10 protein-coding genes and 1 riboswitch are annotated in these 11,046 nt (G+C 72.0%); of the genes, 8 read left to right on the forward strand and 2 right to left on the reverse strand.

The features are described from left to right. The first annotated feature begins 73 nt into the window (after positions 1–73). Genes sdhC through CMS_RS14150 form a run of 4 tightly spaced genes read left to right on the forward strand, consistent with a single transcriptional unit; the run spans position 74 to position 3,651 of the window. Positions 74–508 (forward strand): succinate dehydrogenase, cytochrome b556 subunit, encoded by a 435-nt coding sequence (gene sdhC, locus CMS_RS14135; RefSeq protein WP_086935928.1) that lies wholly within the window; start codon positions 74–76, stop codon positions 506–508. Next, positions 499–975, forward strand: coding sequence for a succinate dehydrogenase hydrophobic membrane anchor subunit (locus CMS_RS14140; protein ID WP_012300094.1), 477 nt, complete (start codon positions 499–501; stop codon positions 973–975). Before sdhC ends, CMS_RS14140 begins: the two co-directional genes overlap by 10 nt. Positions 976–1,008: 33 nt before the next feature. Next, on the forward strand, positions 1,009–2,832 hold the full coding sequence (gene sdhA / locus CMS_RS14145) for a succinate dehydrogenase flavoprotein subunit (protein ID WP_012300095.1): 1,824 nt from the start codon (positions 1,009–1,011) through the stop codon (positions 2,830–2,832). A 57-nt stretch (positions 2,833–2,889) separates the two neighbouring features. Further along, positions 2,890–3,651 carry a succinate dehydrogenase iron-sulfur subunit gene (locus tag CMS_RS14150; protein WP_041464738.1) on the forward strand — a complete coding sequence of 254 codons (762 nt, stop codon included), beginning with the start codon at positions 2,890–2,892 and terminating at the stop codon, positions 3,649–3,651. 74 nt (positions 3,652–3,725) lie between these two features. Here the strand turns inward: CMS_RS14150 and ptsP are convergent, their stop codons facing one another. Next, complete coding sequence (gene ptsP, locus CMS_RS14155) at positions 3,726–5,381, reverse strand: phosphoenolpyruvate--protein phosphotransferase (protein WP_012300097.1); 1,656 nt, start codon at positions 5,379–5,381, stop codon at positions 3,726–3,728. Positions 5,382–5,506: 125 nt separating this feature from the next. On the opposite strand from ptsP, the gene CMS_RS14160 reads away from it, so the two are divergent. The 4 genes from CMS_RS14160 (at position 5,507) to CMS_RS14175 (ending at position 9,392) form a co-directional block, all read left to right on the forward strand. Next, positions 5,507–6,631: a YihY/virulence factor BrkB family protein gene (locus CMS_RS14160; protein ID WP_012300098.1), complete on the forward strand. Its 1,125-nt coding sequence runs from the start codon at positions 5,507–5,509 to the stop codon at positions 6,629–6,631. Positions 6,632–6,641: 10 nt separating this feature from the next. Beyond that, the gene (locus CMS_RS14165) at positions 6,642–7,487 is read left to right on the forward strand and encodes an exodeoxyribonuclease III (protein WP_012300099.1); all 846 of its coding nucleotides are present in this window, start codon (positions 6,642–6,644) and stop codon (positions 7,485–7,487) included. A gap of 88 nt (positions 7,488–7,575) precedes the next feature. Further along, complete coding sequence (trpS, locus tag CMS_RS14170; protein ID WP_012300100.1) at positions 7,576–8,589, forward strand: tryptophan--tRNA ligase; 1,014 nt, start codon at positions 7,576–7,578, stop codon at positions 8,587–8,589. Next, positions 8,586–9,392 carry an HAD family hydrolase gene (locus tag CMS_RS14175; protein ID WP_012300101.1) on the forward strand — a complete coding sequence of 269 codons (807 nt, stop codon included), beginning with the start codon at positions 8,586–8,588 and terminating at the stop codon, positions 9,390–9,392. The genes trpS and CMS_RS14175 overlap by 4 nt, the downstream gene beginning before the upstream one ends. Positions 9,393–9,505: 113 nt before the next feature. Here the strand turns inward: CMS_RS14175 and CMS_RS14180 are convergent, their stop codons facing one another. Continuing rightward, positions 9,506–10,432, reverse strand: a complete 927-nt coding sequence (locus CMS_RS14180) for a trypsin-like serine peptidase (RefSeq protein WP_094169867.1) — start codon at positions 10,430–10,432, stop codon at positions 9,506–9,508. 437 nt (positions 10,433–10,869) lie between these two features. Then, a riboswitch (FMN riboswitch) is annotated at positions 10,870–11,014 on the forward strand. The last annotated feature ends 32 nt before the right edge of the window (positions 11,015–11,046 follow it).

Below are 11,046 nucleotides of genomic sequence, written 5' to 3' on the forward strand. Positions count from 1 at the left end.
CTCGTCGACGACGCGCAATGTCGGCGCGAAGGCGCTCCGCCCTCGGGGCACCAGCATCAGGGAGGGTCGTTCCGTGTCCATCAAGACGGCAGGAACCCGCGAACCGCACACGTCGCGCGCACCGAAGGTCCCCGCGGGGACGCTGTACCGGGGCCGTGAGGGCATGTGGTCATGGGTGTTGCACCGCATAACCGGCGTGTCCATCTTCTTTTTCCTCCTCGTGCACGTGCTCGACACGAGCCTCATCCGCGTGAGCCCCGAGGCCTACAACGCGGTCATCGGCACGTACAAGAACCCGATCATGGGCATCGGCGAGGTCGCCCTCGTCGGGGCCATCGGCTTCCACGCGCTCAACGGGCTGCGGATCATCCTCATCGACTTCTGGCGCTTCGGCGCCAAGCACCAGCGGCTCATGTTCTACGTGGTCATCGGCCTGTGGGTCGTGCTCATGGCCGGCTTCGTGCCGCGCCACCTCATGAACGTGTTCAGCGAAGCGGGATGGATCTGATCGTGAGCGACATCGCACAGCAGGTGAGCATCGAGCGTCCCCGCCAGCCCCGGCAGCCGCGTCGTCAGGGCGGCGTCAACTGGGAGAAGTGGGGCTGGATGTACATGCGCGCCTCGGGCGTCGTGCTCGTCGTGCTCATCTTCGGCCACCTCTACGTCAACCTCATCCAGGGCGAGGGCATCAAGGCCATCGACTTCGCGTTCGTCGGCGGCAAGCTCTCCGACCCGTTCTGGAAGGTGTGGGACATCGCGCTCCTCTGGCTCGCGGTCATCCACGGCGCCAACGGCATGCGCACCCTCGTGAACGACTACGCCGCGTCGCCCCGCACCCGCACGATCCTCAAGGGCGCGCTCGTCACGTCCACGGTCGTCCTGCTGGTGCTCGGCACGCTCGTCGTCTTCACCTTCGACCCGTGCCCCGCCGGCCAGCCCGCCGACCTGCTGCCCTCCTTCTGCGGCGACCTCTAGCCGCTCACCCCTCCCGCCTCGAGAAAGAAGCCCGTGACCACTGACACCGCCACCCCCGGTTCCGAGCCCTCCGCGAGCACCATCGTGGACGGCGTCCACTACCACCAGTTCGACATCGTCATCGTGGGTGCGGGCGGCGCCGGCATGCGCGCGGCGATCGAGGCGGGACCGCAGGCGAACACGGCCGTCATCTCGAAGCTCTACCCGACGCGCTCCCACACGGGCGCGGCGCAGGGCGGCATGGCCGCCGCGCTCGCGAACGTCGAGGAGGACAGCTGGGAGTGGCACACCTTCGACACCGTCAAGGGCGGCGACTACCTCGTCGACCAGGACGCGGCGGAGATCCTCGCGAAGGAGGCCATCGACGCGGTCATCGACCTCGAGAACATGGGCCTCCCCTTCAACCGCACGCCCGACGGCAAGATCGACCAGCGCCGCTTTGGCGGCCACACGGCCGACCACGGCAAGAGCCCCGTCCGCCGGTCCTGCTACGCGGCCGACCGCACGGGCCACATGATCCTGCAGACGCTGTACCAGAACTGCGTCAAGTTCGGCATCAACTTCTTCAACGAGTTCTACGTCCTCGACCTCGTCATGGCCGAGGTCGACGGCAAGGAGCAGCCCGCGGGCGTCGTGGCCCTCGAGCTGTCGACCGGCGAGATCCACGTCTTCCAGTCGAAGGCCGTGATCTTCGCGACCGGCGGCTTCGGCAAGATCTACAAGACGACCTCGAACGCGCACACCCTCACGGGCGACGGCGTCGGGATCATCTGGCGCAAGGGCCTGCCGCTCGAGGACATGGAGTTCTTCCAGTTCCATCCGACCGGTCTGGCCGGCCTCGGCATCCTCCTGTCCGAGGCGGCCCGCGGCGAGGGCGCGATCCTCCGCAACAGCGAGGGCGAGCGGTTCATGGAGCGCTACGCGCCCACCATCAAGGACCTCGCTCCCCGCGACATCGTCGCCCGGTGCATGGCCACGGAGATCCGCGAGGGTCGCGGCGCGGGCCCGAACGAGGACTACGTCTACCTCGACATCACGCACCTGGAGCCCGCGGTCATCGACGCGAAGCTCCCGGACATCACGGAGTTCGCGCGCACGTACCTCGGCGTCGAGCCGTACACGGAGCCCGTGCCCGTGCTGCCGACCGCGCACTACGCGATGGGCGGCATCCCCACGAACATCAAGGCCGAGGTCCTCTCCGACAACTCCACCGTGGTGCCCGGCCTCTACGCGGCCGGCGAGTGCGCGTGCGTGTCCGTCCACGGATCCAATCGCCTCGGCACCAACTCGCTCCTCGACATCAACGTGTTCGGCAAGCGCGCGGGCAACTACGCGGCCGAGTACGTCAAGGGCGTCGACTTCACGCCGCTCCCCGCGGACGCCGCGGACTTCGTGAAGGGCCTCGTCGAGGGCGCGCGCAACTCCAACGGCACCGAGCGGATCTCGACCCTGCGTCGCGAGCTGCAGGAGTCGATGGACCGCAACGCCCAGGTGTTCCGCACCGAGGACACGCTGATCGAGGTCACCAAGGTGATCGCCGACCTGCGCGATCGGTACACGAACATCCAGGTGCAGGACAAGGGCCAGCGGTTCAACACGGACCTGCTCGAGGCCATCGAGCTCGGCTTCCTGCTCGACCTCGCGGAGGTCGTCGTGTACTCGGCGATGTACCGCAAGGAGAGCCGCGGCGGCCACTTCCGCGAGGACTTCCCGAAGCGGGACGACGAGAACTACATGGTCCACACCATGGCGTACCTCACCGGCGACGCGCACAGCACCGACGCCGGCGACCACATCAAGCTCAGCACCAAGCCCGTGGTCATCACGAACTACCAGCCGATGGAGCGGAAGTACTGACCCCTGGGGTCAGCACCGACGCACATCACCGCACCACCGATCCGATAGGACGCACGCGTGAGCACCGCAACCCTGGACGCACCCCCCGCGGGAGAGGCCTCGGCCATCCCCACCTTCACGGTGACCCTCATCATCCGCCGCTACCTGCCCGGCCAGGACGCCGAACCGCGATGGGAGGACTTCGACGTCGAGGTCTACCCGACCGACCGCATCCTCGACGCGCTGCACAAGATCAAGTGGGAGCAGGACGGGTCGCTGACCTTCCGCCGCTCCTGCGCGCACGGCGTGTGCGGATCCGACGCGATGCGCATCAACGGCCGCAACCGCATGGCCTGCAAGACGCTCATCAAGGACCTCGACATCTCGCAGCCCATCTACGTGGAGGCCATCAAGGGCCTGCCGCTGGAGAAGGACCTCGTCGTCGACATGGAGCCGTTCTTCGAGTCGTTCCGCGACGTGCAGCCGTTCCTCATCTCCAACACGAAGCCGGAGAAGGGCAAGGAGCGGATCCAGTCCGCGGCCGAGCGCGCCCGCTTCGACGACACCACCAAGTGCATCCTCTGCGCCGCGTGCACGTCGTCGTGCCCCGTGTTCTGGACCGACGGCCAGTACTTCGGTCCGGCCGCCATCGTCAACGCGCACCGCTTCATCTTCGACTCGCGCGACGAGTCGAACGTGCGCCTCGACATCCTCAACGACAAGGAGGGCGTGTGGCGGTGCCGCACGACCTTCAACTGCTCCGAGGCCTGCCCGCGCGGCATCCAGGTGACGCAGGCGATCGCCGAGGTCAAGCAGGCGATCATGCGCGGCAAGGCGTAGCGCCGCAGCCCCACCGCACGAACACGGCCCCGCAGCTCCTCGGAGCTGCGGGGCCGTGCGTCTGCGCGGGCGGGTCAGGCGGCCGCGAGGATCCGCTCGGCCGCGGCGCGAGCATCGGCCGCCGTGCGTGCGCAAAGGACGGCCTGTGCGGCGGCGCGCGCGTCGTCGAGGGTGCGGCGGCCGAGCTCCAGGCGGACGTCGGCGAGCGCGGCGGGCGTCATCGAGAGGCTCGTGGCGCCCAGGCCGACGAGCACCACCGCGAGGAGCGGGTCGGCGGCCGCCTCGCCGCAGATGCCCACCGGCGTGCCGGACGCACGGCCCGCGTCGCCCAGCGTGCGGACGAGGCGGAGGACCGCCGGGTGCCACGGGTCCTGGTAGGACGCGACCGAGCCGAGCAGGCGGTCCGCCGCCATCGTGTACTGCGTGAGGTCGTTCGTGCCGATGCTCACGAAGTCGGCGACCTCGACGACCTGGTCGGCGAGGAGCGCGAGCGACGGCACCTCGGCCATCACGCCCACCGTGCGGAGCCCGAGCTCGCGGCCGAGGTCGACGAAGTACGCCGTCTCCTCCGCGTCGGCGACCATGGGCGCCATGACCCAGAGGTCGGCGTCGGTGGCCGCGTCCGCCGCGGCGAGGGCCGTGAGCTGGTCGCGGAGGATCTGCTCGTGCGCGCGGAGGGCTCGCAGGCCGCGGAGGCCGAGCGCCGGGTTCTCCTCGTCGGCGTCGGTGAGGAAGGCGAGCGGCTTGTCGGCGCCGGCGTCGAGCGCGCGGACCACGACCTTGCGGTCGGGGAAGGCCTCGAGGAGCGCCGTGTACTGCGCGGTCTGCGCCGCGACGGACGGCGCCTCGGCGGCGTCGAGGAACAGGAACTCGGTGCGGAAGAGGCCGACGCCCTCGGCGCCGAGCTCGACCGCGCGGGCGGCCTCCGCCGGGGATCCGAGGTTGGCGAGGAGCGGGACGGGCGTGCCGTCCGCCAGCGCGCCGTCGGTGACGGGCAAGGCCAGCGCCTCCTCGCGGGCGCGGATGCGGCGCACGGCGTCCTCGCGCTCGGCGTCGGACGGATCCGCGATGACGAGGCCGGCCGCGGCGTCGACGACGACCTCGGTGCCCTCGGGGAGGCCGGCGGCGCCCGTCGCGCCGACGATGGCCGGGATGGACCGGCTGCGGGCGAGGATCGCGGTGTGGCTGGTGGGGCCGCCGTCGGTCGTGACCAGGGCGAGCACGCGGTCGAGCTCGAGGAGGGCCGTGTCGGCGGGCGCGAGGTCGCGCGCGACGAGGACGAAGGGCGCGTCCGCCGTCGGGATCCCCGGCGCAGGCACCCCCCGGAGCCGCGCGATGACGCGCTGGGCGACGTCGGCGAGGTCCGCCGCGCGCTCGGCCATGTAGCCGCCCATGCCGGTGAGCAGCTCCTGGAAGGTGGCGAACGCCTCGAAAACGGCGCGCTCGCCCGAGCGTCCCTGGCCGACGAGCCGGCTGACCGAGTCGAGGAGGGCGGGGTCGCGCGCCATGAGCGACTGCGCGTCGAGCACGTCCTTCGCGTCGCCGCCGGCGCGGGCGCCGCGCGCAGCGAGGTCGTCGGCCGTGGCGGCGAGGGCGTCGGCGACGCGGGCGACCTCGGCGTCGGCGTGGCCCGTGAACGGCTCCGTGCCGGGCTCGGGCAGCGGGTCGGGCATCCGCATCACGGGCCCGGTGGCCACTCCGTGTCCGACTCCGATACCGGTGATGCGCACAGGGACTCCCTCGCTCGGGTGCGTGACGCGCGGACGGACGGCGCCCGCGCGGGTCGCCGTCCGGTCGGGGTGCCGGAACGGCCCGCCCACGCTACCAGGGGCCCGGCGGCCCGTATCCTCGGGGGATGACCGCCCCCGACGGCCGCGGGCGCCCCGACCGCGCCGCCTCCGCATCCGCCTCCCCCGGCACGCCGCCCCAGGACCCACCCGCGCCCACGGGCATCCCGGCGCTCGTCACCCGCGTGATGGCGCTGAAGCCCGTGCGCGTGTTCCTCGCCTACGGGGCCGCCGGCGGACCGATCCTCGCCGCCGGCATGTCGTACCAGGCGGTGTTCGCGGTGTTCGCGGCGCTCGCGGTCGGCTTCTCGGTGGCGGGCTCGGTGCTCGCGGACAACCCGATGCTGCTCGACTCGCTGCTCAGCATCATCCAGGGGGCGGTGCCCGGCCTGTTCGGACCCGATGGTGTGATCAAGGACCCGCAGGAGCTGCTCCAGTCGCGCGCGATCAACCTGGCCGGCATCATCGGCTCCATCGGCCTCCTCGTCACCGCGCTCGGCTGGCTGGCCTCGACGCGCGACTCTGTCCGGCGCATCTTCGAGCTGCCGCCGCCGATCACGTTCTTCCTGCTCCTCAAGGTGAAGGACCTCGGGCTCGCGCTGGTCTTCGCCCTCGCGATGCTGCTGTCGGCGGCGCTCTCGGTGGTCAGCACCGGGCTCCTCGGCTTCGTGTTCCGGCTGATGCAGGTCGGCGAGGACTCGCTGCTCGCGATCGTCGTGGGCCGCACCGTGGGCCTCGCGCTCGTGCTCGCGCTCGACACTGCCGTGCTCGCGGGGGCGTACCGGATCCTGTCGGGCGTCCGGATCCCCCGGACGCAGCTCCTCCAGGGCGCGCTCCTCGGCGGCGTGGCGATGGGCGTCCTCAAGGTGCTCGGCACGGCGCTCCTCGGCGGCGCGAGCCGGAACCCGCTGCTCGCGTCGTTCGCGGTGATCATCGGGCTCCTGATCTGGTTCAACCTCATCTGCCAGGTCATCCTCATCTGCGCGTCGTGGATCGCCGTGAGCATGCAGGACCGCGGCATCGACGCCCGGTCCCTCACCCCCGAGCAGCTGGAGCAGGAGCGCGTCGCGAAGCTCGACGAGGCACGCCGGATCCTCGAGGAGGAGGAGCGTGCCCGGGAGCGGGAGCGGTACGCGCAGTCGCGCGGCATCACGCGGGTGCTGCTCGGGTTGCGGCGGAGACGCCGCCGTTAGGATCGAGACCATGCCCTCGAACCTCCGCGTCGCGTCCATCAACACGAACGGCATCCGGGCCGCGTTCCGCAAGGGCATGGGCGACTGGCTCGACACGCGCGACGTCGACATCCTCGCCATCCAGGAGGTCCGCGCCGAGACGAGCGACATCGAGGGCCTCCTCGGCCCCGAGTGGAACGTGCTGCACGACGCCGCGACCGCCAAGGGCCGCGCGGGCGTCGCCATCGCGAGCCGCCGCCGCGCCGAGATCCACCGCGTCGCCATCGGCGCGGAGGACTTCGACAGCGCGGGCCGCTGGCTCGAGGCCGACTACGACGTGGACGGCACGATCGTCACGGTCGTGAGCGCCTACGTGCACTCCGGCGAGGTCGGCACCGCCAAGCAGGACGAGAAGTGGCGCTTCCTCGACGGCATGGAGAAGCGCCTGCCCGAGATCGCCGAGCACTCCGAGCTCGCGGTCGTCGTCGGCGACCTCAACGTCGGGCACCGCGAGCTCGACATCCGCAACTGGAAGGGCAACGTGAAGCGCGCCGGGTTCCTGCCGCGCGAGCGCGCCTACCTCGACCGGATCCTCGGCGCGCGCGGCGAGGACGTCACGGGCGTCGACGGATCCACCGGCCCCGGCCTCGGCTGGGTCGACGTCGGACGCCAGCAGGCCGGCGAGGTCGACGGCCCGTACACGTGGTGGAGCTGGCGCGGCAAGGCGTTCGACAACGACACCGGCTGGCGCATCGACTACCAGCTCGCGACCCCGGCCCTCGCGGAGAAGGTCGTGGGCTACGCGGTCGACCGCGCCGAGGCCTACGACAAGCGATGGTCGGACCACACGCCCGTGGTCGTCGACTACGCGATCTGACCCGTCGCCCGCACCCTCGCTCCCCTCCCCCTCCGCGCCGCACCGGCGCCCCGCGAGCGTCCCGCGCTCCCCTCACGAAGGCATCGCCATGACCGCACGTCCCGTCCTCTTCTCCGGCATGCAGCCGTCCGCCGACTCGCTGCAGATCGGCAACTACATCGGCGCGCTCCTGCAGTGGAAGGAGCTGCAGACCACGCACGACGCCGTGTTCTGCGTCGTCGACCTGCACGCCATCACCGTCCCGCAGGATCCGGGGGCCCTCCGCGACTCCACCCGGCGCACCGCCGCGCAGTACATCGCGGCGGGCATCGACCCGGCCGTCTCCACGCTCTTCGTGCAGTCGCACGTGTCGGCGCACACCGAGCTGGCGTGGATCCTCAACACGCTGACCGGCTTCGGCGAGGCGAGCCGCATGACCCAGTTCAAGGACAAGTCGCAGAAGCAGGGCGCCGACGCGACGACCCTCGGGCTCTTCGCGTACCCGACGCTCATGGCGGCCGACATCCTGCTCTACGGCACCGAGGTCGTACCCGTGGGGGACGACCAGAAGCAGCACGTGGAGCTCACGCGCGACCTCGCGAAGCGCTTCAACTCGCGGTTCGGCGACGTGTTCCGCATCCCGGAGCCGATGATCCAGAAGGACACGGCCCGCATCTACGACCTGCAGGACCCGACGTCGAAGATGAGCAAGTCCGCGGCCAGCGACGCGGGCGTCGTGTGGCTGCTGGACGAGCCCGCGAAGACCGCCAAGAAGATCCGCTCGGCCGTCACCGACACCGGCCGCGAGGTGCGCTTCGACCGCGGCGAGAAGCCCGGCGTCTCGAACCTGCTGACGATCCTGTCGGCCTTCGAGGGCACCGCCGTGCCCGCGCTCGAGGAGCGCTACGCGGGCCGCGGCTACGGCGACCTCAAGAAGGACGTCGCCGAGACCGTCACGGGCGTGTTCGAGCCGATCCGCGCGCGGAGCCTCGAGCTCCTCGACGACCCGGCCGAGCTCGACCGCATGCTCGCCGGCAACGCGGAGCGCGCCGAGGAGCGGGCGGACGCCATGCTCGCCCGCGTGTACGACGCCGTCGGGCTCGTGCGGCGCGTGGGACGGTGACCCTGCGGCTGGTCCTCCTCGACCTCGACGACACGCTGGTGGACCACCGCGGCGCCGTCGCGGAAGGGATCACGGCGCACGCCGCGGCGCGGGGACTGCTCGACGCCGAGGACGCCACCGCCGCCGACCGCGCCGTTGGGCTGTGGCGCGACCTCGAGGAGGAGCACTACCACCGGTACCTCGCGGGCGAGCTGGACTTCCAGGGCAAGCGTCGGGCGCGGGTGCGCGGCTTCCTCGCCGCCATGGGGTCCCCCGATGCGGACGACCTCACGGACGACGACGCCGCGACGGACGCGTGGTTCGCCGGCTACCTCACGGGGTACGCGGCCGCGTGGCGGACGCTGCCCGGAGCCCACGACGCCCTCGACGAGATCGAGCGCCGGCACCCCGGCGTGCGCCTCGGCATCGTGACCAACGGCGAGCGCAGCCAGCAGGAGCCGAAGATCGCCGCTGTCGGGCTCACCGCACGCCTGGCTCCCGTGGTCTGCTCGGGCGACCTCGACTTCGCCAAGCCCGACCCGCGGATCTTCCACCTCGCGTGCGCGGAGGCGGGCGTGGATCCGGCCGACGCCGTCATGGTGGGCGACCGGCTCCGCACCGACGCGCTCGGGGCGGCCGACGCGGGGCTCGGCGGCGTGTGGCTGGATCGAGGCGGTCGGTCGCGCATCGTCGCGCCGGCGGGCGGGGACGCCGCCGTGGACAGTCGTGTTCCGGGAGCGGTACTCCGCATCACGGCCCTCGACGCGCTTGCCGCAGCCGTCACCGCTCTCTCGGACCGGCCGGGTCGCGGCGCCGGGGCCTGAGGAGAGGCCCGGACGCGGAGCACCGGAGGCCACCTCCGGACGACCAGCCCGGCGGGAGCCCCCGAGATCCGGCGCGCGCGTCGCCGCGCGGCCGCCCTCGGGGGCTCGGCCGCTCAGCCCCGACCGTCGCGGTCGGCCTGGGCGAGCATCCGCTTCGTCAACTCGCTCGGCACCGCTGCCTCCAGGTAGACCTCCCCGGCGCTCCCGGAGGTGACGCCGCGGACGAAGCCCCTGCCGGTCTTCGCGTCGAACCGGTCGACCCAGGGCCCTCCGGACCCGCCGCCTTCGAACCCGCAGCCCTCTGCGGCCATGACCCCTGCGTGGCCCGAGTCCACGGTCGAGGTCCGGCACGCGGACAGGCGAGCACCGCCGAGGCGGTTGACCGGATACGCGAGCAGTTCGATGGGGAGGCCGGACGGCGCGGCACCGATGGTCAGGCCGTCACCTCCCACGATGGACCCCAGCGACCGGCCGGCGGGGTCCGGGGCGGTCACCGCGAAGCCGATGTCCGTCGCCGCCACGTCCGAGGGTATGGGTCCCTCGCTCCCCTTCGTTATCCATGCCGTGCTCGTGAGCAGGTGCTTCTCGGGGAAGTGTCCGAACGGGGCTCGGCCGTCGACATAGCCCGGCACGAATTCCCAGTGCCGCTGCCACCCCCCGCCCTGGCCGGTGTGCACGCAGTGCCCCGCCGTCATGACGACCCGGCCGCTCGGGGTGTTGATCGCCACTCCCGAGCAGGCGTATCGGTGGACCTCTCCGGGGTCCGTGTAGAAGACCCTGCCGACCACGGCCGATCCCCGCGGCTCCTCGAAGGCCTGCGGACCCACCGCGGCCGACGTCGGCGCGGCAGGCTGCGCCAGGGTCTCCATCCGCGCGACCGCAGCGGAGCCGCTCTCCTCGTCGGGGACACCGGACGCGTCAGGGTGTCCGGGATCCGACAGGGACGTCGGAACGGGAGCCTCTATCGCGGTCCGCATCCGCTCCGGCGTCCAGTACTCGGTGGACGACACGTCGGATGCCGTCTCGCCGGGCGACTCCACGGTCGCATCGACGATGTCCCCACTGGATGCCTCCCCTCGAGCTGCGGGGGGCGGCAGGGCGGGGCGGGGCGCCGAGCCGGCGGCGGTCGCCGGGCCCCCGCCCAGCAGGCACGCGGCGACCACCGCGGAGGCGAGGGCCCAACGGGCACCTATCTGCATCATCATGTACTTCCCATCACTTCCCGGGCCGGGCCGGGCCGCGCCACGCCACGCCACGGCGCGCCACGGCCCACCCGCATCACGATGACGACGGAGACCCCCGGAGGGCACGGTAGCCAGAATCGCGGGTCGGAGGCCGGCGGCCTGCACAGCACGACGCCGCGATGGGGCGACGACGGGACCGCCCGGCTGCCGGGTCGCCACCTCCTCCAGACCGCGCACCGTCATCCGGCGACTCCGGCTGGGTGCGCCCGGCCCAGTGGGATATAAAGGACGGACACGTGCTCCGGGGTCGGTGGAAATCCGAGCCGGCGGTGACAGTCCGCGAACGGACGATGCGCGACCGGGTCCCCGGGAGCCTCGTCCGCCGATCCGGTGGGAATCCGGGACCGACGGTGAGAGTCCGGATGGGAGGCGCACGCGGCGCCAGCGACCCTGCCGGCGTCGAGGTCTCG

The sequence above is a fragment of the Clavibacter sepedonicus genome (assembly GCF_000069225.1).
In the GTDB taxonomy this organism is placed as follows: Bacteria; Actinomycetota; Actinomycetes; order Actinomycetales; family Microbacteriaceae; genus Clavibacter; species Clavibacter sepedonicus.